Origin of the sequence: Nostoc cf. commune SO-36 (assembly GCF_023734775.1) — a bacterium.
Classification (GTDB): domain Bacteria; phylum Cyanobacteriota; class Cyanobacteriia; order Cyanobacteriales; family Nostocaceae; genus Nostoc; species Nostoc commune_A.
On the sequence record NZ_AP025732.1, the window covers coordinates 4,971,823 to 4,992,055 of the forward strand.

A 20,233-nucleotide genomic window follows, 5' to 3' on the forward strand; every position below is an offset into this window, starting at 1 on the left:
GATGCTGTTTGGGTATCCCGTTTCGGCAACAGCGGAAAATTGGCTTCACGAATGCTTACGCGAGATTCTGTGTTCAATTCATACAAGCCTAAAAGCAGCAGCCACTCTGCCAGCATGGCCTGAAATTATTCCAGCGCGATACCGAAGAAGGCTGGAAAAACGCCGAGGGCTGGAAGATAGGTTGAATAATTATAAGACAGCTCTAGAAAAGCTTACCACCGCAGAACAGAACCGAATTCTTCAAGCATTCCATGACCAAAATCAGATTGATCTTCTCTTGTCTTGCCAATTGAACTGTGAAGCTATCGGTGATTTGCCAGAAGCCATTCATGAGCCAGTAAAAAAACTTTTTGAATTTGGGTTTGAACTTCTCACAAAACTAGAAATCCGCGATAAGCACTACAAGGCTATTTATGATGCGGCTCCATCTCATACATGTCCTTTCTGCGGATGTGAGAACTTTGATGCACCAGAAGCACCTCGTGAAGCATTAGATCATTACCTTGCAGAAAGTAAATACCCGTTTGCAGCTTCAAACTTGCGTAACCTCGTTCCAATGGGAAATAAATGCAACTCACGCTACAAGCTTGCTGAGGATATTCTCAGTCAAAAAAACGGTACTCGTCGCAAGTCGTTTGACCCATACAACTGTACAGGAATCAGATTCTCTCTCAACAAAAGTCAGCCTTTTGCTGGTAAAACTGGTCAACTACCAAGATGGCAAATAGAGTTTGAGCCGAATACTGAAGAGGTAATCACTTGGGACGAGGTGTTCCACATCCAAGAACGATATGAAAGAGACGTGCTAAACCCGAAATTCAAAAGTTGGCTCGATGATTTTAAGCATTGGTGTAAATCTGCCAAGATAACGCCTAGTTCTGACCAAGAATTGCTGGATGGGATCAATAGTTATGCAACTTTATATGAGGAAATGGGGATCAGCGATCGCGCGTTCTTAAAAGCCGCTGTATTCCGAATGTTGCACACACATTGCCAGCAGGGTGATCAACGACTTATTTCATTGATCATGAATATTGTGAACCCAGGACAAACCAATTTGCGGCAAGCCCCATAAACTAAATTAATTTTGACGCGATCGCTTTCATCTTAAATAAGTAAATCAACAAGAAATCGAACCCGTTCAACTAACCTTATCAGGATTGGGTTAAACCGCGTGATAAGGGGAATAGTAGACGAACTCAAATTTTATTTTACAAAATGTGCTTATGTTACAGCCAGCAAAACAGTAGATCAGTTTGTAGAACGGTGATTTATTTGAGAAATCACTGGCTGGCAGCGAGATCATCTATATCGTTATGACCTTACCTTGCTTTTTTTCAACCGTTTAAACTAGCTGCACTTCCACAAAATGATCAATAGTACAAAGGTTGCCCTTGAACGCAATTCCTGTAATTATTATAGTCGTGAATCACGACTAAATCATTTATAACCCCTGATATAAGGTCATGGACAGAGATGCTCTTTCAACCCAATATAGAATCGACGTACTCAGTAGACTACCTTTGGAGCCTTTAGAATACTGCCAACGTTGGGTTGAAGTATCACCTGATGAACGGGGTTATCGGAAAGCCTGTGTAGCCGCTCTAGCGGAAGCCACAGCCTTGAGTCCACGCCCGATTAACGACTGGGGGCTAATTTTGAAAAGCGTCCTGACCACGTTCTACACGTCCTCAGAATGGCGGATATGCTGAACCAGATCAGGAAAATCGTCTTACCCCCTGATTATCCGCAAAAATAATTTAATCGGATTTTCCGACTAAAAGACTAGTATTGTGGGCAGAGATTTCTTAATCTGTAGACTGTTGTATTAGACTGCCGCTTGAGTACAACAGCAGTTGCCTTCACTTTTGAATCAACAAATTAACAGTAGGCAATAGCCAAAATCAAATTACTCAAGCCTTCATCTGGTACTTGCCCATCCATTACCAGCCCCAGATGTTTGTGAGACTTTCGCCTAATCCAGAAGAGCAGAGGATTGATGCTATCCGTCAGCTGCCTTTGGAGCCAATGGAATACTGTCGTAAGTGGGTAGATATTGACCCAGCCAGAGGTTATCGCAAAGCTTGTATCAATGCTCTGGCACAAGCCACAGGGTTAAGTCCTCACACCATCAAAGACTGGGGAACTAACTTCGACAGACGACCCCATTACATTCCTTTCCTGCTGCGACAGGCTGATTTACTCAATCAATTTAAACAACTAGTTATCAGCCAACAAATAATTTTGCCACCCAACTTTCTTACTAACTAACTGTTCGTGATTTACGAGTAACTTGCGATAAAACCTCTTGCTGACAAGTTATGAGGCGCTTTATTGTGTCTTATATCTGTATTCATTACCGTGAAAACAAGTGACATTATCTCATCCTAAAATTGCTCGTAATTCACAAAAAAATCTAATTTATCTGCGCTAGCAGCAGTATGTGAGCAAAGAATAATAACCTCAGAACAGCAAATGCATTCCATCAGCACATTTGACATCACTAAATATCCTTTACTCGATATTTTAAAAGATATAAAAACTGGGCGGATTCAACTGCCAGATTTTCAACGAGATTGGGTTTGGGATGATGCTCGTGTGCGTCGTCTACTTGCCAGCATCTCACTTGCATACCCAATTGGCGCAGTGATGATGCTTCAGCAAAGTAACCAGCAAGTGCAATTTAAACCTCGCCTTATCGATAATGTCAAAGAGCCAAAGTACGATAATCCCAGCCTGTTAATTCTCGACGGTCAGCAACGCTTAACCACTTCATTCATGGTTTTGCTGTCGGAGCAACCCGTTGTCATTAAAGACCAAAAAAGCCAAAAGCTGATAAAAAAATGGTACTACCTTGATATTGCCAAATCCCTTGACCATAACATCGACCGCCGCAGTGCCATTATCGCTTTCCCGGAATCAAAACAACTCCGAACATTTGGTGGAGAAATTATAGACTGTTCCACCCCAGAAAATGAGTATGAAGCAGGACTATTCCCATTATCAAAAATTTTCTTCTTTTCAGAATGGAGAAGTAAATATTCCAAATATTGGCAATATGATGCTCAAAAACTCGAACTCATCGACACTTTAGAACTAGAAGTACTCAAAAAATTTGAGCATTATCAAATACCAGTAATCCAACTACGGGACTCCTTACCCAAGGAAGCAGTTTGCCAAGTGTTTGAGGATACCAACACCTCTGGCTGTGACCTCAACTACTTCGACTTGATGAGTTCTAGCTACTGCGCTAATGACTTCAGCCTCAGAGATGATTGGAAACTGCGGGAAGCTCGTTTTCAGCAATTTAAAGTATTACGTTTAGTCCGTAACACTGACTTTGTACAAGCGGTGACTTTGGTAGCTGGCTACGTGCATAGAATGGAAGCAATAAACAAAGGCGGCAATTTAGACAAACTACCTGGTGTCTCCTGCGGTCGTGGAGACGTTTTAAAACTTTCCATTCCAGAATACTCTAGTTGGGCTGATAAAGTTACGGCAGGATTTGAGGAAGCAGCCAGATTCCTGCATGGGCAGAAAATTTTTGACGCAATGGATTTGGCTTATCCGATTCAACTAGTTGCCTTGGCCGCAATTTTGACTGTTTTAGGAGAACGTTCACGTTCCGTTAAGTCTCGTTCAATGCTAGAACGTTGGTTTTGGTGTGGGCTGTTCAGTGAGATGTATACAGGTTGGCACGAAACCCGTACAGGACGAGACGTATTAGAAATACCACAGTGCCTGCAACAAGAGGGTTCACTTCCGTCCACAATCCGAGAAGCCAATTTCTTCCCAGAGCGGTTGCTGACCGTAAGAAAGCGTTATGGTGCAGTTTATCAAGGCTTATCAGCACTACTGCGACTTTCTGGGGCAATTGATTTCATTACAGGTGAAGAAATCAATGATGTACTTTACTTTGAAGAACAAATTGATTCTCACCACATCTTTCCCGTAGCTTGGTGCAGAAAGCAAGGCATCGACCCCAAAAAATATAACTGCTTAGTTAACCGCACCCCTTTAAGTGCCAAAACCAACAAAAAGATTGGTAGTAAACCACCTTCAGTCTATCTCCGAGAGCTTGAGATGTCCGGCGTATCACCGCAGAGGCTGGATGAAATATTGCGTTCTCATGCCATAGACCCCGAAACTCTACGGCAAGATAACTTTGAAGGATTTTTCCAAGCACGGACAAAGGCGTTGTTAGATTTAATCGGCAAGGGAATGGGAAAGTGCTTATATATTGAGGCTTTTGAGGATTTAGGTGGTAAACATCAGAACCGATGTATCAAAAGACTGAATTCGGAATTATTGTTAAATAAGTACATATAGTAATTTCAAATTTATGAAGTTCAAATTATCTACTGTTTGTTTAAGGATTTAAATAATATAGCAATCCTTAATGAGTCGTGAAAATCTCCGACTCCTTTCTCTGTATTCTCTACATCTCTGCGATTAATTTATTTTTACAAACAATTTTGGGCTGATATAGTCAAATTAATCTCTCAATAATCACATATTTAAAAACTAATTATTTTATCAATAAAAGTTGAATATCCGTAAACGGATATTCAAAATAAATAACCACACAAATAAATATGTCAAGTCAAATTAATAGGTCGCTTTTAACAAAAACAGAGAAGCTGTACTACACACAGAGCTTTTTATTTACAGAAGTTTGACAGTTCTTCTATAGATTACTCCCTTTAAAAATTTCACTTGTACTACATTAAATGTAAACTTCTCTTAAAAATAAATATATATAATTTTGCTATGGTAAGCTTGAATCATAATTTATCCTGCGTTGGCAAGAAGAAAATACATATTTACTGATGATTACCAAAGTTTTATCAAGGATTTTGGCTTTTCATTTAATGTGCCCAATTCCAGTGGATACGTTAGTAAGTTTATGCATATAAACTTACTAGACAAGAAAACTACGATTTTGAAAAAATAAACTAATAAGGTTTTCAATGCTTACCCAAGATGAGTTTGAACTTTGGTGCCGTCGTCTAAATCTTTCTGAGGCGGCCATAAAGGTCATAGAACAAATTCGCTCATCCGAACCTTCACGCCTGGTAGGTGGAGGAAAAAAGAATGTTGCTGGTCGTTACCCCAGCCGTAAAATGGGAATGACTATACAGTTTGAGTCTCATCGCAATGAGTTAGCGCATATTTACAAACTGGAGCATGACGAAGATGTACTTGAATTCTACGACCAGCCGCCGCCAATATTTCTGGATTACCTAAGCAAAAAAGGACGGCGAAATTACCACAGTCATACACCTGACTTTTTCGTAATCCGAAAAAACTTTGCGGGCTGGGAAGAGTGCAAGACAGAAAAGGATCTATTAAAACTAGCACAAGATAGCCCGAATCGCTGGCAGCGCAAAGATGAGAGCAAATGGCGCTGTCCGCCAGGTGAAGAGTACGCTTCTCAATTTAGTCTTTATTACGCTGTCCGTTCCTCGGCTGAAATTAGTTCGATATTTGTACGGAATTTTGTCTGGCTGGAAGATTATTTCCAAAATAAACAACTGGAAGTGGATGAAGCAATAACTTTTGCCGTACTCACCCTTGTAAAAACCCAGCCAGGAATCACTTTAGCCAATATAACTAATCGAATTGAACAAGCGAGCATTGATGACTTAAATATCCTAATTGCCACAGATCGGGTCTATGTTAACCTCTATACTACTTTCTTAGGTCAGCCTGAACAAGAGGAAGCATTTGCTCACATGCAGATGTCAAAAATTTCTGCTCCAGCGTCTGCTAGCAATGTTTGTACTCTTAAAATTACCGTTGGAACCTCTATCTGCTGGGATGGGATTATCTGGCAAATTGTTAACACAGGTGATAAATCCATTGGTCTGCTTAAAGACGATGGAAAGTTTATTGACCTCCTTAATGAAACTTTTGAGGAATTAGTTAATAAAGGAAAGATAACAGGTCTCCTTGTATCTGAAGAATCAACCATCAATTCTGAAGTTGAAGAATTAATAAGTAAGGCAAGTAAAGAAGACCTCAAAGAAGCCAATACTCGTTACAAAGCTATTGAGCCATTTTTGAATGGGAGTTCCTCTACAAAACCTAATCGCACTCAAAGACGTTGGCTTACCAGCTACCGAAAGGCTGAAAAAATATACACAAGAGGTTTTGTTGGACTATTCCCCAGACATAAAAATAAGGGCTGGTATAGGAAAGGTATTCCAGAAGAAGTGCGATTGCTGATGGAGGAGCATATTGGAAAAAATTACGAGAATATCAAGCAGCACTGCATCCGTCACGCCTACGAATCTTTCAAAGAAATATGTGATGAAAAAGGATACAAACCTCCCAGTAGTGAATCCTATCGCCAAGCAGTAAGAAATCGTCCTCTTCATGAGCAAATTAAAAAGCGCATGGGCGATCGCGCTGCCTATAAAGAGGAGCCTTTTTACTGGTATCTGTATCGAGAAGAAACACCTCCCCACGGCGATCGTCCTTTTGAAATTGGTCATATAGACCATACAGAGGCGGATGTTGAACTCCTCAGTTCAATTATGTTGAACCTTGGTGTTGATTACAGCTATATCAATCAAATCCCCGATATGGGAAAGTCTTGGGTGACTTTGCTAATAGATGCTTATACCCGAAGAACATTAGCAATTTACATAACCTTTGATCCACCAAGCTACCGCTCCGACATGATGATTTTGAGAATTTGTGTCCATAAATATGGACGGCTTCCTCAAACAATTGTGGTGGACAGAGGGGCTGATTTTAACAGCATTTACTTTGAAACTCTCCTTGCTTACTTCGGCATTACCAAAAAGCAAAGACCCGCAGCGAAGCCTAGATATGGTTCAGTAATTGAGTCTTTCTTTGGAGTAGCTGATAAGGAGTTTTGGCACAACCTGATGGGTAATACCCAAATTATGAAAAATGTCCGGCAGGTCACAAAAGGGGTGAATCCCAAAAACCATGCCGTTTGGACGCTTACTAAGCTATATACCTACTTCTGTGAATACTGTTATGAAGTCTATGACACTTGCCCCCACCCAGCTCTGAAGATGAGTCCTCGCGAAGCTTTCAATATTGGAATAGCACGTGGCGGTATTCGAGACCATATGTTCATAAAAGAAGAGGAGTTTAAGCTTTTAGCGCTGCCATCACCTAAAGATCAACAAGGCAGCAGAAAAGTGACTCAGGAGGGCATAAAAATTAACTACCTCTACTACTGGCATCCCTCCTTTAGTCGGATTAGAAACACTAAAGTAGAGGCCAAGTTTGACCCATTTGACATCACGCTGGCTTATGCCTATGTCAATGGTCAGTGGACTAAATGCCATTCGCGTGTGCTACGAGAACTTCAAGGTCATTCAGAAAAAGAATTGATGATTGCAGCAGCAGAATTAAAAAAGCTTAACCAGCTTCAGAATAAGCAGTTCAATGACATTACGGGCAAAAAGCTGGCTCAGTTTTTTAGCCGGATCGAGATGGAAGAGGCTGCCCTTACTCCAGCGTGGCGTCAAGCAAAAAAAGCTATACAAGCTCAGCGGCAGAAGGATAGAGAACTTAAGCAAGTTCATGCACAGATTGAAGGGCAATTAATTGAGTCTGATAAAGATGGTTTGCTCACTATTGACACTCCTATTGCTATTGCGAGTGAAACATTAACAATGCAAGCAACAGAAACTTTTAAACCAGAAGTTGATGATGTAGATTTGGATGAAACTTTTAAACCTTTAGAGGAATGGTAATGGTTATTCAATATGGATTTCCACGTGAATTACTTGACCAACCACCCCAGGAGCGGAAGAACTTTTTCAAAAACCCTGATGTCACATTTATGCACCGAAATTTGCTGACTGTCTTTAACAAAGCTCACCGTATTATTCTTGAACCTGCGGGAACCTCAATTATTTTAGTGATTGGCCCTTCTGGTGTTGGGAAGTCAACCCTGCTGCGCTTACTCTACAAAAAAATTATTGAACAGAGTATTGCAAACATGAAAATAAACCCCGGTTGGATTCCTATTGTTTGCGTTGAAGCACGTGCACCAGGGAAAGGAACTTTTAGATGGAAAAGCTTCTACGAAATTATCTTGAAAGCTGTGGATGAACCCGAAATTCAGCAAAAAATTAGCTACAACGACAATGGTATTCGGCGAGATAGTGATGGGAAACTTATCATTAATACAAGAAGAACAACGGAAGATGCACTCCGTTTAGCAATGGAGAATGCTTTAATTCATCGTAAACCTTATACGTTGGCAGTAGATGAATTTCAGCACATTGGCAAGATGGCTGGAGTAGAGCTTTTACAAGCTCATATGGATTGTGTGAAGTCGGCTGTAAATATTACTAAAGTTCCTTGGACTGGGTTTGGCACTTATCAACTACTTGACTTCCTTGAACTGAGTCCACAATTGAGTCGACGTACCAAAATTATTCACTTTCCACGCTATTGTCTTGAGTCCGATGAAGATATTAAGGAGTTCAAAAGGATATTAGAGCATTTCCAATACCGAATGCCACTTCTGAAGACTCCCCTTTTGAAAGAAGAATACTGGGAGTTTTGCTACGAACGTAGTATTGGCAACTTTGGCACTCTCAGAGATTGGCTGGGGAGCATCCAGTTTTGGCAGAAATACTCAAATAGCCAGTAAACCATTGAGATAAGCACAACGAACTGAGAGGATTTGATTAACACTATCAACATTCCATTGTGCGCCAGAAATTTTCATCCTAGCTCCAATCTGTTTAATAGCAGACTCGACTGCACCAGAACCAATAGAACAAAGTTGTTCAGCCTGGTAATAGCTGTAGTTGACAATGCGAGAGCGATGTTTTTCAAGATAAGCGATGAAGTTCTTAACTTGTTTGCCTCGACGATTATGAAATAAAGCTTTAGTTTCTTCGACTTGACCTTGCCACAAAAGAGTTTCAGCAACTTTAAGCCGCTTTAAAGAACCGCCAATTTTGTAGAGATTTTCTTTGAGGTGATACCAATCCAATATTTCCCAACGCTGAAAATGCTCTGTTTTACCAAACTCTTTGACTAAATTCCACACGCCATCATGACCATCCCCCAAGCATACTAATGGGTTAACCAGACGCTGGCTATTGACATAATCAACTAATGATTGGTTGTCATCAAAAAACGCACTATAGTAAATTCCTTGTAGTCTTACGGTTTTATAGTCTCGCCAGTGACACCCGGCTTTCGGTTTACCCCGGAGTCGGACTTTTCCCCCATCTACACTGACTTCTGAAACTGCTTGTTTTGCAAGTGGTAATTCAAAATCTTGTGACAGTACTAATTTTTGTTGCGTTGAGTGACCCACTTTCACTCCTGTCAATGCCTCAACTTCAATTTCTGCTTTTTGGTATGATTCGTTAGCTGACAGCCTCAAACAACACTTTTGAAGTAATGGGCTTAACCGACTTCTGGGCTTCAAACCCAGTTTCTGTAACTGTTTGGCTTTAAGAGTCAGTTCCCCCACCAAGCTTTTAATTTTCCTGGTTTTACCTACTTTTGTTCCAGTTTTTTGTTCGATAAAAAAAGGGCTATTTCTGGGCTAACTAGTTCTAATATTTGACTGCGAACTGTTTTTTCTATGCCTTCCAGGTCTGTTAGCTTACTTTTGTCTGCTTCTTCATACAACAATGTTGCCACTTCTTGTAAGCACGCTTTGAGCCGTTCTTGTTTATCCTGGTTCATGATTCCTGGTTCACGCTTCTTTCTGTCTGTTATTTTCTCCTAAAATCTGTATATCTTCCAAAAGTGGATGCTCCCATTGGCTGACGGATGCCTATGATCTTGCTCTTTCTGAAAATGCGAACACTGTAAGTCTTGAACATCTAAAAGAAACAGCCTACAAATATTTTGAGTGCCGTGAGATGGCTAGAGAGGCAATTAACGGTGAACAAAAGCTTAGAGATAGCGAAGATGGGAGCAAGAACTTGCGTATCACTTTAGGTTTGGAGAAGGCCGAAACTCACAAGCAAGATAAATTGTCAAATAAGGAAAGTATCGAACAGAAAGGAAATTTTAAATCTAATAATACACAACCATTTCAACGTAATCCTAAACGTGATCGGCTAGGAGGCCAATAAGTATGAGCAGCAATGAACTTCAAGCAATCGAGTTATATGATTTACAAGAACCAACTATTCCTCCACGCAGCCGCCTCTACAATTTAAAGCCAATTGGTATCGGAACGCCTGAGGTAGAAAGCCTAACAGGCTACATTGTCCGATTAGCTGAAGAGCATTGTGTACCTACAGGAATATTAATCTTGAGCGAGCTTGTACCATTGCTCAAGGAAGGATACATCTTCAAGAGTAAAGATGGAGGGCTAGACAAAAGTTTTACTAGTCAGACAAAGACTTTGAATGGAATGGGTAGCTGGGCTTTAAAACTAATTAAAACCCTTGAATCATTAACTCTACGTAATGACTTGCGTTCACTAACAATGCTCAATTGGGTGGAAATAATTCCTCCAAGGAACTTGCTCCGCTCTATCAGGGCTTGGTGTCCAAGCTGCTACGAGAATTGGCGTGTAACTGAACAGACAGTCTATGAACCACTCCTTTGGTCACTAAAGGAAGTTACGATTTGTCTGCATCATCATCAGCGTCTATGTACAGAGTGCCCATACTGTCACAAAGACAACAGGCTATTGGCTTGGCACTCAAGACCAGGTTGTTGTTCAATATGCAGAGAGTGGCTTGGCATTTCTCCAAATGTTAAATCACCAAATAGTATAAAACTGACAGAAGATGAACTAAATTGGCAAATATGGGTTACAAATAATCTTGGAAATTTAATAGCCGCTACACCACATTTATCTCCACCACCTAAGGAAAAGATTTCCGAAATGCTTTCTGCTTATGTCAATGTCCTTGCACATGGCAATATAGCTGCATTTGCAAAAAAGCTAGGGATAAATAGAACTCAAACCCATAGATGGTGTGTGGAAAAAACCTTGCCAGCGATCGACACACTTCTGCAAATTTGTTTTCAGCTTGAAATACCGCTGCTTGATTTCCTTACTAAAGATGAAATTAACGTAGATTCTAGCAACATAATCATACAAAATCAGAATCAACCAAGTAGGGAAAGTAATTACCAATTAAGTACCTCGACAGAAATACTATATGCACTGGAAACTGCGCTCACTGAAAGCCCACCACCATCCCTAGTAGAAATTGCTAAATGGTTTGGGTATAAAACAACTAGTACTTTGTACTATTATTCTTCAGATTTGTGTAAGATTATAGCGGCGCGACATAGTGAGTATGAAAAAGCTCAAAGGCTAGAAAAATTACAGCGTTTATTGGAAGAATTGCTTGCAGCTAAAGAGTATCCACCACCATCTATGCAGGAGGTTGCCAAGCGTTTTGGTAAAAAATCTGTACATAGCCTAGATAAACATTTTCCAGACCTATGCAGTACAATTTCAGCACAGTATGCTAATTATCGCCAAGAAAACCGAACAAAACGAGTAGAAAAATTGCGTCAGGAAGTTTGGAAAGTTGCGTTTCAGCTTCATTCGGAAGGGGTAGAACCTACCGCTAGCAGGATTTCAGTTTTTTTAAAAAGTCCTGGTTCGATACTCCAAAAAGAGGTTGTTGAAGCAGTATGCAAAGTACGGCACGAACTCGGCTGGGAAAAATGAGGTAATTCTTTGGGAAATACTAGTTACAAATACTGACTTTTCACGGTAAGCCCTAAAGCCAAGAAACAGCATGACTTTTTACGCATACTCTCAAAAGTCAGGTATAGGAAAACTACCAACATTATAAAACCTGTATGTGTTGAAATACAATGTGGCTGAGGTGTAATTTATTCAAGGTGAAAAAGTTTAGGAGCAAATGTGCTAACTAAATACGAGTTGTGGAATTTGAAGCTACCTTTGATCCCACCGCGTAGCCATCTGTACCACGTAGAACCTGTCGGTATCGGAACACCTTTGGTAGAAAGCCTGACAGGCTATGTTTCTCGATTGGCTGAGGCTCATTGCTTACCTCCGGGAGTGTTGATGAAAAGAGAACTGACCTCAGTTTTTAATAAGACATATGGAAGTAATAATTTACACAAAATATATCCTTTTACAGGAGCGCTAAATGGCACGGGTGTCATGGCTGCTGACTTGCGTCAAGCTCTTCAAATCTTGACTCTACGCAATGATCTTCAGTTTTTGACATTGCTAACTTGGTCTGAACTACTCCCGTCTAGGAATTTGCTTCGTTCTATCAGGGCTTGGTGTCCAACTTGTTACGAAGAACGACGCACAACTAGTCAATTAGTTTTCGAGCATTTACTTTGGTCGTTGGATGTAGTTAAAGTTTGCCCGCATCACCAGCAAAAGTTGAGTCAAAAGTGTCCTCATTGCTGTCAGACAAATTACGTTTTGGCTTGGCGATCGCGGCCGGGATATTGCTCTAAATGCTTGAAGTGGCTTGGAATGCCATTTGATACTCAAATAAGCGCTCACCAAAATTTAGAAGAGCATGATTTACAGTTTGAAATATGGATCGCACAAAGTGTAGGTGAGTTGCTTGCTAAAGCCCCATATTTGACACCTTTGCCATTAAAAGATAGCATTGCTAAGGCATTGTGCAGTTACGCATCTCAAGTTGCTGAGGGAAATGTAGCTGCATTTGCTCGCCAGCTTCAGATACCCAGAAATACAGTATGGGTTTGGTGTAGAGGTGAGAATCAACCTTCAATCAAGGCTCTTTTACAAATTTGTTACTGTCTGAAAATCTCCCTACTGGATTTCTTAATACAAGGAGTAAAATCTGCAAATTCTTTTCAAGCAGTGCGACTACTACCACTTCAATCAAAACCCCAGACTAGGGCAAGCGTAAAGTCTTTTGATGCTAACAAAGTACAACAAAATCTAGAAGCATTGCTTGAGAGTAATGATTCCCCATCACCATCAATGGAAGAGGTTGCTAGGCGTTTGGAATGTGACAGAAGAACTATTTTTAGGCATTTTCCGAGTTTATGTCATGCCATCTCTGCGAAATACCTCAACGAGAAAAAAGCGATTCTTCTGAGAAATGTCCAGCAGTCTTGCGATGAAGTTCGACGAATTGCCCTAAGTTTACACAATCAGGAGCATATCCGTCTGAAGCCCGCGTTTCAGAACAGATGAGTATGCCAGGATACTTAAGATACAGAGAAGTACGTGCAGCATTGCAAGAGATACAATGCCAATTAGGCAAATGCTAACTTAAATTTTTTTCGAGCCACTGAGCAATCATTTCTTCTAGGCTTTTCCTTACTTTCCTCTCCGTTATGCGATAATTGACAAGCATTAGTTGTCCTTTGAGAACAACAAGCATAAAGTGACCATTTTGGACAACTAGTGCTTGTTGTCGCAAGTGTCACATTATCTAATATAACTTTTAAGAATGGAGCTAAGCGGATTCGAACCGCTGACCCCCTCAATGCCATTGAGGTGCGCTACCAACTGCGCTATAACCCCTTGAAACCCATTATATATAGTCGCTTAAATATTAGTACTTTGTCAAGCTTTTTGTGGAAACTAAATTTTAAATATTTGCTTTAGCACTCAGCACTCACAACGACACTTGCAGCAAATAGGTCATACAGTGCCCCATCAAAAAGTAAACTACTAACATGGCAGCAGCTGCCAGAGCAACTAAGGTTCCAGCCAACATGAGAGAAAATTCTTTACTCTCGTATGCTCTTTCCATCAAGTGCAGCGACCACGCCACTAAAGCTACATCAAAAAGTAAAATAGGAAGCAACATATTTCTTAATATTTGTTAATACTTGTAAAATAATATTAACACCCTTTTAGGGAAGTGTGTCTAACCTAAGATGGATGTCATTAACTCGTAAATGGTGGATCAAGATAACGTTCTGACTGGCACATTGCGATCGCGCAAATAATTTTTAATTTCTGCTACGCTTAATTGTCCGTAATGTAACAGAGATGCAAGTAATGCTGCTTCAGCTTTGCCTTCGGTTAGGGCTGTGTAGATGTGTTCACAATTACCTGCACCGCCAGAAGCAATAACCGGAATTTCCACAGCATCAGCAATTGCCCTTGTTATTTCAATGTCATACCCGGCTTGGGTTCCATCAGCATCCATACTTGTTACTAGCAGTTCTCCGGCCCCCCGTTTTTCAACTTCTTGTGCCCAAAGTAGGGCATCTAAGCCTGTATTTTCCCTGCCACCCCGCACATACACATCCCAACCTGGATTCTCCGGGTTATTTCTGCGTCTGGCATCAATAGCAACAACTATGCACTGATTACCAAAGCGATCGCTGGCCCGATTAATCAAGTCTGGTTCCCGCACTGCCGCAGAATTAATACTAACCTTATCTGCGCCGGCTCGTAACAAAGCTTTAACATTTTCTAAGGATTGAATGCCACCACCCACAGTCAATGGAATAAAGACCTGTTCAGCAGTTCGGTAGACCACATCTAAAATTGTAGCTCGGTCTTCATGAGTAGCTGTAATATCCAGAAATACTAACTCATCAGCACCGGCTTCGTTGTAAACCTTGGCCAACTCTACCGGATCGCCTGCATCTTGGAGATTAACAAAGTTAACTCCTTTTACAACCCGTCCCGCCTTTACATCTAAGCACGGTAAGATTCTTTTAGATAACATAATAACTTTTGTACTTCTGGGTAATTGACCGAATTTAAATTTTAAATTGGCGCGGGTATTCTCAAACTAGAATTTTCATGGGCATTGGGCATTGGGCATGGGGCATGGGGCATGGGGCATTGGTTCTTCTTTCTCCCCCTGCCTCCCCTGCTCCCCCTACCTCTCCTGCCTCCCCTGCTCCCCCACTCCCTAGTCCCTTAAAAGTAGATAGCTGAATTATGGCGATAATCTCCTCGAAAAAACAGCCTCCAGAACCCAACGGAGAACCAACGCAGCGTCGAGACTCGGCGAAAGCACCATCCACAGAAAATATTTTGAAGCCTGAAGCTGCGATTGATGAACAAGAACAGCAGGAAGAAGGTATTCGGCCACACCGATTTGCTGATTACATTGGGCAAAAAGATTTAAAGGATGTGCTAGATATTGCCATCAAAGCGGCCAAGTCTCGTGGTGAGGTACTGGATCACTTGTTGCTGTATGGGCCGCCGGGATTGGGCAAAACCACAATGGCAATGATTTTAGCATCGGAAATGGGGGTAAATTACAAAATTACCAGTGCGCCAGCCCTAGAACGTCCACGGGATATTGTTGGGCTACTGGTGAACATGAAACCAGGAGATATTTTATTTGTTGATGAAATTCATCGCCTCTCGCGGATGACAGAGGAAATTCTCTACCCGGCGATGGAAGATTATCGCTTAGATATTACTATTGGTAAGGGTTCCAGCGCTCGGATTAGAAGTTTGCCTCTGTCAAAGTTTACTCTAGTGGGAGCTACAACCCGTGTGGGTGCTTTAACTTCACCACTGCGCGATCGCTTCGGTTTAATTCAAAAACTGCGATTTTACGAAGTTGACGAACTAACTCAAATTGTACTGCGAACCGCTCAATTACTCAAAACCTCGATTACAGAAGATGGGGCTACAGAAATTGCCCGTCGTTCACGCGGAACACCACGGATTGCTAATAGATTACTTAAGCGAGTCCGTGATTATGCGGAAGTAAAAGTATCTGGTGAGATTAATGAAAGCATTGCATCTGAGGCATTGCAACTATTCCAAGTAGATCCTTGCGGTTTAGATTGGACAGATCGCCAGATGCTAAGTGTAATAATTGAACAATTTAACGGCGGCCCAGTGGGGTTAGAAACAATGGCAGCAGCAACGGGTGAAGATACCCAAACAATTGAAGAGGTGTATGAACCTTACCTCATGCAGATTGGGTATTTAACTCGGACTCATCGCGGCAGGATGGCGACTAAGGCAGCATATAAGCATTTGGGATTCACGCCGCCTAATCAACAGTTGTCATTATTGTAATTATGGGTATTGGGCATGGGGCATTGGGCATTGATATTTGTAAATGAGCCTTTGAACTCCTTTAAAGAGTCTTTGAACTCCTTTAAAGAGCCTTTAAACTTCATTAAAGAGTCTTTGAACTCCTTTAAAGAGCCTTTGAACTTCATTAAAGAGTCTTTGAACTCCATTAAAGAGCCTTTGAACTCCATTAAAGAGCCTTTGAACTCCATTAAAGAGCCTTTGAACTTCATTAAAGAGCTTTTGAACTCCATTCCTCTGCCCCATGCTCAATTACGAATGACAAATGACAAATTAAGTAAACCTAGATGATTAAACTTATTGGTATTTTTCTCAGTTTGTTACTTGTGTTTGGCTGGGGTACTCCAGTCATGGCACAATCTCAACCGCCTATTACTCAAGAACAGTTAAAACAAGGTGATGAGTGGGCAAATCAAGCCTTTGCAGCGACGAATCAAGGTGACTTTGCGACGGCTGAAACTTACTGGACAAAGATTATTGAGCAATTTCCCACAAATGCGGGGGCGTGGAGTAATCGGGGAAATTCGCGGGTGAGTCAGAACAAGTTGCAAGAGGCGATCGCAGATTATAACAAAGCGATAGAATTAGCACCAAATGTCACCGATCCATATTTGAATCGGGGTGCGGCGTTGGAAGGTTTAGGAAAATGGGACGATGCGATCGCAGATTATAATCATGTCTTAGAACTCGATCCTAAAGATGCGATGGCGTATAACAATCGGGGAAATGCCAAAACAGGTTTAGGAAAATGGGAAGATGCGATCGTAGACTACAAAAAATCTAATGAGATAGCCCCAAATTTTGCCTTCGCCCGTGCTAACTATGCCCTCGCTCTTTATGAAACTGGTCAAAAAGAGCAAGCAATCCGCGAGATGCGAAATATTGCCCGTAAATACTCCAAATTTGCTGATGTGCGTGCCGCCCTCACAGCTGCATATTGGGTAAATGGAGAACAAGGTGAAGCCGAAAGCAACTGGGTAGCAGCTTATGGACTTGATAGCCGCTACAAAGATATCGACTGGGTAAAAAATATTCGGCGTTGGCCTCCCAGCCTAGTTACGGCTTTGGATAAGTTCTTGAAAATCCAGTAGGCACTTCTAACTCAACAAAGATTTCTTTTCTTTGCCTATGTAGCTGTTTTCTGGTATACATCATTGTAATCAACCAGAAGCAGGAACTATGACTCATTTTGGATTGATCTGTCCGGCAGCAACTGGTCATCTTAACCCCATGACTACGTTGGGATATGAACTTAAAAAACGTGGCCATCGCGTCACCCTATTCGGTATACTCGACGCTCAATCTAAGACACTAGCTGCTGGATTGGAATTTTGGGCAATTGGCGAGTCTGAGTTTCCCCGTGGATCGATGGCGCAATTGTTTGCCCAATTAGGAAAGCTTAGTGGATTAGCTGCATTGCGGTATACGATCGCTTGGATACAGAAAATGGCGGCTATGTTTCTTAGGGAAGCTCCACAAGCGCTTAAAGAAGCTGGGGTAGAGGCACTGCTAGTAGACCAAGTTTCACCTGAAGGAGGAACAATCGCAGAATTCTTGGGCATCCCGTTTGTCACCGTGTGTAACGCCATGATGATTAATCGGGATGTCAGCGTTCCACCTTTTAACACCTCTTGGAGCTATAGTTCTACTTGGTGGGCACTTTTACGCAATAGAGCAGGTTATGAGCTGTTAAACCGTGTTGCGCGACCAATTAGGGAGGTCATAGATGAGTATCGCCGAGAATGGAAGTTACCCCCTCACTTTAGCCCCAACGACTCTTACTCTCAGCTAGCTCAGATCAGCCAACAGCCTGCTGAATTTGAATTTCCAAGAAAGAATTTACCCAATAGTTTTCATTTCACAGGGCCATACCATAACACAGTTACTAGGGAACTTGTATCTTTCCCATTTGAAAAGTTGACTGGGCAACCGTTAATTTACGCTTCGATGGGGACTGTACAAAATCGCCTATTGAAAATTTTCAATTTTTTTGCCGAAGCTTGTAAAGAGTTAGATGCTCAATTAGTTATTTCTTTAGGTGGTTCTGCAACTCCAGAGTCTCTACAAGGGCTACCCGGAAATCCCTTGGTTGTTGGTTATGCACCCCAACTAGAATTGCTGCAAAAAGCTACTCTCACCATTACCCATGCTGGTATGAATACCACTTTGGAATCTCTGAGTAATGGAGTGCCGATGGTGGCAATACCAATTACCAATGATCAACCAGGTGTCGCAGCACGTTTAGTTTGGGCTGGTGCTGGTGAAATGATTCCCCTGGGTCGATTGAATGTTCCCCGGTTGCGAACCGCCATACAACAAGTGCTAACGGAAGATTGTTATAAAAAAAATGCAGTTAGGTTACAAGAGGTGATTCAGAAAGCAGGGGGTGTGAGTCGAGCCATTGATATTGTGGAACAGGTCGTTGCTACAGGAAAGCCTGTATTGTCAGAAACATAGGTATATATCTAACATCATCAATCGCATTGCACGACACTGGAGGTTGGGTGAAGCTAAAGCAATATGGTCTTACAATTTGGTTTACTGGTTTAAGTGGTGCCGGAAAGACTAGTATTAACCGAGTCGTAGAAAGAGAGTTGCGATCGCTTGGATATCAGGTTGAAGTCCTTGATGGTGATATAGTACGCCAAAATTTATGTAATGGTTTAGGCTTCAGTAAGGCAGACCGCGATGAAAACATCCGCCGCATTGGTTTTGTGGCTCATCTTTTGACTAGAAATAATGTGATTGTTCTTGTTTCAGCTATCTCACCCTATCGCGAAGTTCGTGAAGAGGTACGGCAACGCATTGGGACTTTTGTGGAAGTTTACGTTAATTCACCGTTGGAGATTTGTGAGGAACGGGATGTAAAAGGTCTGTACAAAAAAGCGCGAAATGGAGATATTAAATATTTTACCGGTATTGATGATCCATACGAGCCACCACTGAATCCAGAAGTAGAATGCAGAACAGACAAAGAAACTGTTGAACAAAGCGCAAGTAAGGTTTTGGCAAAATTGGCAGATTTCGGATATCTTTATTCGCTTGGTGGACAGTGAACTATCACTAAAAATTTGTTATTCAAATTTAATCAAAAGTATAATATGGCAGAGCTAAAAAACGAGAAACCGCCAACTACTAGTATCAACCAAATTTATGATGAACCATACTTAAATTTACTAGAAAAAGCCGATTTTTGTCCCATTTTTATTATGGCAGACCATCGTTCGGGTACGACTTTATTATACCAGACATTGGTGGCAACGGAGTGTTTTAACTTTATCAAAAGTTATCACATTGTTAAATATGATGAGCTTATTTCTAACTATGTAAATGGCACTGAGAAACAAGCACGCCAAGAAATAGAGGATATATTTAAATCTCTAGGGATGAAGGATCGCGTTATTGACAACGTAGCAGTGACTCCAGATTTACCAGAAGAGTATGGATTTATTCTCAAGAATGCTGGATGCGATTCTTACTTGAATCCTAATAATCTATTCAAATTTACAGAGTTGTGTAGAAAGATTCAATTTGTGTCAAAACGAGAGAGACCACTGCTGCTGAAAAATCCGTGGTGCTTTCCACACTTTGTGTATGTCAAAACAGCTTTTCCAGAAGCTAAGTTTATCTTTATTCACCGACATCCAATTCATGTAATTAATTCCAAATTAAAAGCTGCACGCTCAATATTGTCATTCAGAAATGAGTACATAGCCCTAATTGCCCACCAGTATAAACAAATATTCGATAACCCTGTACAAAGCTTTTTATACCAGTTATTGTATTCATCGTACTTCGACCTGGGATTGCACCGAGTTACTAAAGAAACTGTACAATCGACAACCTACTTTTTAAATAATATTGAGGCTTTACCAAAGACAGATTATGTCTCGCTCACTTATGAAGAACTGTGCCATGCACCGGAGGCAACCATAATCAGGATTTTGGGGTTTCTGGGATTAGAGGCGAGAGTGACATTAGCTTATGACACTTTGATTCAAGCGCGTCAACTTAAATTATTGCCAGAAGTAGAACGAAATTATGAGCGAATTCGCCAGAAATTACAACCTTATTTTGCTTACCACGGTTACGATACTTAAGATTGTCTTTTGTGTGATAACTACTTCAAAAGAAGTATACTTTATTCTTTTAAATTCGTAGTTCTGACTTTAGTCAAAAATATCAGGTATAAAGCCGCTTACTACACAGGAAAAATGGGGATTTTTTGTAACACGCAGCTTCAGTCCTAATAAT

At 41.2% G+C, this 20,233-nt stretch carries 18 protein-coding genes and 1 tRNA gene; 15 read left to right on the top strand and 4 right to left on the bottom strand.

What is annotated here, in order from left to right; translation table 11 throughout:
• Nucleotide 1 precedes the first annotated feature (1 nt).
• From ANSO36C_RS22520 to ANSO36C_RS22545, 6 genes are all read left to right on the top strand, one after another.
• Nucleotides 2-1,075, top strand: coding sequence for a hypothetical protein (locus tag ANSO36C_RS22520; RefSeq protein ID WP_251956318.1), 1,074 nt, complete (start codon nucleotides 2-4; stop codon nucleotides 1,073-1,075).
• Nucleotides 1,076-1,466: 391 nt separating this feature from the next.
• Complete coding sequence (locus ANSO36C_RS22525) at nucleotides 1,467-1,712, top strand: hypothetical protein (protein WP_323374478.1); 246 nt, start codon at nucleotides 1,467-1,469, stop codon at nucleotides 1,710-1,712.
• 244 nt (nucleotides 1,713-1,956) lie between these two features.
• Nucleotides 1,957-2,271, top strand: a complete 315-nt coding sequence (locus ANSO36C_RS22530) for a hypothetical protein (RefSeq protein ID WP_114081968.1) — start codon at nucleotides 1,957-1,959, stop codon at nucleotides 2,269-2,271.
• Nucleotides 2,272-2,475: 204 nt separating this feature from the next.
• Entirely contained in the window at nucleotides 2,476-4,329 is a 1,854-nt protein-coding gene (locus ANSO36C_RS22535) for a GmrSD restriction endonuclease domain-containing protein (protein ID WP_251956319.1), read from the top strand.
• A 641-nt stretch (nucleotides 4,330-4,970) separates the two neighbouring features.
• Nucleotides 4,971-7,739 (top strand): Mu transposase C-terminal domain-containing protein, encoded by a 2,769-nt coding sequence (locus ANSO36C_RS22540; RefSeq protein ID WP_251956320.1) that lies wholly within the window; start codon nucleotides 4,971-4,973, stop codon nucleotides 7,737-7,739.
• Nucleotides 7,739-8,647, top strand: a complete 909-nt coding sequence (locus ANSO36C_RS22545) for an ATP-binding protein (protein WP_251956321.1) — start codon at nucleotides 7,739-7,741, stop codon at nucleotides 8,645-8,647. The genes ANSO36C_RS22540 and ANSO36C_RS22545 overlap by 1 nt, the downstream gene beginning before the upstream one ends.
• Here the strand turns inward: ANSO36C_RS22545 and ANSO36C_RS22550 are convergent.
• A protein-coding gene (locus ANSO36C_RS22550) for an ISKra4 family transposase (protein ID WP_251955560.1) occupies nucleotides 8,633-9,702 on the bottom strand; the annotation gives its coding sequence in 2 pieces (ribosomal slippage) (nucleotides 8,633-9,546 and nucleotides 9,546-9,702; 1,071 coding nt in all). The genes ANSO36C_RS22545 and ANSO36C_RS22550 overlap by 15 nt on opposite strands.
• Nucleotides 9,703-9,881: 179 nt before the next feature.
• Between ANSO36C_RS22550 and ANSO36C_RS22555 the strand changes: the two genes are divergently transcribed.
• From ANSO36C_RS22555 to ANSO36C_RS22565, 3 genes are all read left to right on the top strand, one after another.
• Nucleotides 9,882-10,097 (top strand): hypothetical protein, encoded by a 216-nt coding sequence (locus ANSO36C_RS22555; RefSeq protein ID WP_251956322.1) that lies wholly within the window; start codon nucleotides 9,882-9,884, stop codon nucleotides 10,095-10,097.
• A gap of 2 nt (nucleotides 10,098-10,099) precedes the next feature.
• Nucleotides 10,100-11,662 carry a TniQ family protein gene (locus ANSO36C_RS22560; protein ID WP_251956323.1) on the top strand — a complete coding sequence of 521 codons (1,563 nt, stop codon included), beginning with the start codon at nucleotides 10,100-10,102 and terminating at the stop codon, nucleotides 11,660-11,662.
• Nucleotides 11,663-11,860: 198 nt separating this feature from the next.
• Nucleotides 11,861-13,147: a TniQ family protein gene (locus ANSO36C_RS22565; protein WP_251956324.1), complete on the top strand. Its 1,287-nt coding sequence runs from the start codon at nucleotides 11,861-11,863 to the stop codon at nucleotides 13,145-13,147.
• 260 nt (nucleotides 13,148-13,407) lie between these two features.
• Here ANSO36C_RS22565 and ANSO36C_RS22570 read toward each other — a convergent pair.
• The 3 genes from ANSO36C_RS22570 to hisF all read right to left on the bottom strand — a co-directional run bounded on the left by ANSO36C_RS22570 (nucleotide 13,408) and on the right by hisF (nucleotide 14,642).
• Nucleotides 13,408-13,480: transfer RNA gene (locus ANSO36C_RS22570), tRNA-Ala, on the bottom strand.
• Nucleotides 13,481-13,574: 94 nt separating this feature from the next.
• Nucleotides 13,575-13,769: a hypothetical protein gene (locus tag ANSO36C_RS22575; protein WP_100901219.1), complete on the bottom strand. Its 195-nt coding sequence runs from the start codon at nucleotides 13,767-13,769 to the stop codon at nucleotides 13,575-13,577.
• A gap of 99 nt (nucleotides 13,770-13,868) precedes the next feature.
• Nucleotides 13,869-14,642 (bottom strand): imidazole glycerol phosphate synthase subunit HisF, encoded by a 774-nt coding sequence (gene hisF, locus ANSO36C_RS22580; RefSeq protein ID WP_251956325.1) that lies wholly within the window; start codon nucleotides 14,640-14,642, stop codon nucleotides 13,869-13,871.
• 218 nt (nucleotides 14,643-14,860) lie between these two features.
• Between hisF and ruvB the strand changes: the two genes are divergently transcribed.
• From ruvB to ANSO36C_RS22610, 6 genes are all read left to right on the top strand, one after another.
• A complete protein-coding gene (ruvB, locus tag ANSO36C_RS22585) occupies nucleotides 14,861-15,961 on the top strand; it encodes a Holliday junction branch migration DNA helicase RuvB (protein ID WP_251956326.1) in 1,101 nt (366 codons plus the stop codon).
• A gap of 15 nt (nucleotides 15,962-15,976) precedes the next feature.
• Nucleotides 15,977-16,270 (top strand): hypothetical protein, encoded by a 294-nt coding sequence (locus ANSO36C_RS22590; RefSeq protein WP_251956327.1) that lies wholly within the window; start codon nucleotides 15,977-15,979, stop codon nucleotides 16,268-16,270.
• Complete coding sequence (locus ANSO36C_RS22595; RefSeq protein WP_251956328.1) at nucleotides 16,267-17,070, top strand: tetratricopeptide repeat protein; 804 nt, start codon at nucleotides 16,267-16,269, stop codon at nucleotides 17,068-17,070. Before ANSO36C_RS22590 ends, ANSO36C_RS22595 begins: the two co-directional genes overlap by 4 nt.
• A gap of 88 nt (nucleotides 17,071-17,158) precedes the next feature.
• Nucleotides 17,159-18,436, top strand: coding sequence for a glycosyltransferase (locus tag ANSO36C_RS22600; RefSeq protein ID WP_251956329.1), 1,278 nt, complete (start codon nucleotides 17,159-17,161; stop codon nucleotides 18,434-18,436).
• 26 nt (nucleotides 18,437-18,462) lie between these two features.
• Nucleotides 18,463-19,035 carry an adenylyl-sulfate kinase gene (cysC, locus tag ANSO36C_RS22605; protein ID WP_251956330.1) on the top strand — a complete coding sequence of 191 codons (573 nt, stop codon included), beginning with the start codon at nucleotides 18,463-18,465 and terminating at the stop codon, nucleotides 19,033-19,035.
• A 45-nt stretch (nucleotides 19,036-19,080) separates the two neighbouring features.
• Nucleotides 19,081-20,079, top strand: coding sequence for a sulfotransferase family protein (locus tag ANSO36C_RS22610; protein WP_251956331.1), 999 nt, complete (start codon nucleotides 19,081-19,083; stop codon nucleotides 20,077-20,079).
• Nucleotides 20,080-20,233: the final 154 nt, after the last annotated feature.

Excerpts from the sequence above, each read along its gene's own strand:
- ANSO36C_RS22520 (WP_251956318.1), top strand. The coding sequence starts at position 2 with ATGCTGTTTGGGTATCCCGTTTCGGCAACAGCGGAAAATTGGCTTCAC.
- ANSO36C_RS22530 (WP_114081968.1), top strand. The coding sequence starts at position 1,957 with ATGTTTGTGAGACTTTCGCCTAATCCAGAAGAGCAGAGGATTGATGCT.
- ANSO36C_RS22590 (WP_251956327.1), top strand. The coding sequence starts at position 15,977 with ATGGGGCATTGGGCATTGATATTTGTAAATGAGCCTTTGAACTCCTTT.
- ANSO36C_RS22545 (WP_251956321.1), top strand. The coding sequence starts at position 7,739 with ATGGTTATTCAATATGGATTTCCACGTGAATTACTTGACCAACCACCC.
- ANSO36C_RS22575 (WP_100901219.1), bottom strand. The coding sequence starts at position 13,769 with ATGTTGCTTCCTATTTTACTTTTTGATGTAGCTTTAGTGGCGTGGTCG.
- ANSO36C_RS22540 (WP_251956320.1), top strand. The coding sequence starts at position 4,971 with ATGCTTACCCAAGATGAGTTTGAACTTTGGTGCCGTCGTCTAAATCTT.
- ANSO36C_RS22525 (WP_323374478.1), top strand. The coding sequence starts at position 1,467 with ATGGACAGAGATGCTCTTTCAACCCAATATAGAATCGACGTACTCAGT.
- ANSO36C_RS22555 (WP_251956322.1), top strand. The coding sequence starts at position 9,882 with ATGGCTAGAGAGGCAATTAACGGTGAACAAAAGCTTAGAGATAGCGAA.
- ruvB (WP_251956326.1), top strand. The coding sequence starts at position 14,861 with ATGGCGATAATCTCCTCGAAAAAACAGCCTCCAGAACCCAACGGAGAA.
- ANSO36C_RS22535 (WP_251956319.1), top strand. The coding sequence starts at position 2,476 with ATGCATTCCATCAGCACATTTGACATCACTAAATATCCTTTACTCGAT.
- ANSO36C_RS22595 (WP_251956328.1), top strand. The coding sequence starts at position 16,267 with ATGATTAAACTTATTGGTATTTTTCTCAGTTTGTTACTTGTGTTTGGC.
- hisF (WP_251956325.1), bottom strand. The coding sequence starts at position 14,642 with ATGTTATCTAAAAGAATCTTACCGTGCTTAGATGTAAAGGCGGGACGG.
- ANSO36C_RS22560 (WP_251956323.1), top strand. The coding sequence starts at position 10,100 with ATGAGCAGCAATGAACTTCAAGCAATCGAGTTATATGATTTACAAGAA.
- ANSO36C_RS22610 (WP_251956331.1), top strand. The coding sequence starts at position 19,081 with ATGGCAGAGCTAAAAAACGAGAAACCGCCAACTACTAGTATCAACCAA.
- ANSO36C_RS22600 (WP_251956329.1), top strand. The coding sequence starts at position 17,159 with ATGACTCATTTTGGATTGATCTGTCCGGCAGCAACTGGTCATCTTAAC.